General features: G+C 55.6%; 1 pseudogene. It reads left to right on the top strand.

Annotated features, from left to right (window positions below):
* Window positions 1-257: pseudogene (locus HBA93_RS22060) on the top strand (portal protein); the annotation flags it as partial.

Here is a 257-nt window from a genome sequence, read left to right on the forward strand (position 1 = left end):
TGTTGCATGGCAATTCCGGCACTGTGCCGTCCGATCCGATTGCCTCATATCTGGGGCTTGGTATTACCGGCATCATTATGCTGACCCTGATCAAGATCGCGCTTTTCATCGCTCTGATGCTGGTGGTTGGCAAGCGCGTTGTGCCTTGGGTTCTGGAAGTTATCTCCGCCAGCGGCTCGCGTGAATTGTTCCGTCTTGGTGTGCTGGCCATTGCGCTTGGTGTGGCCTTTGGCGCTGCCAATCTGTTCGGCGTTTCA

Origin of the sequence: Ochrobactrum sp. SFR4, from assembly GCF_019730395.1 — a bacterium.
Lineage (GTDB): Bacteria > Pseudomonadota > Alphaproteobacteria > Rhizobiales > Rhizobiaceae > Pseudochrobactrum.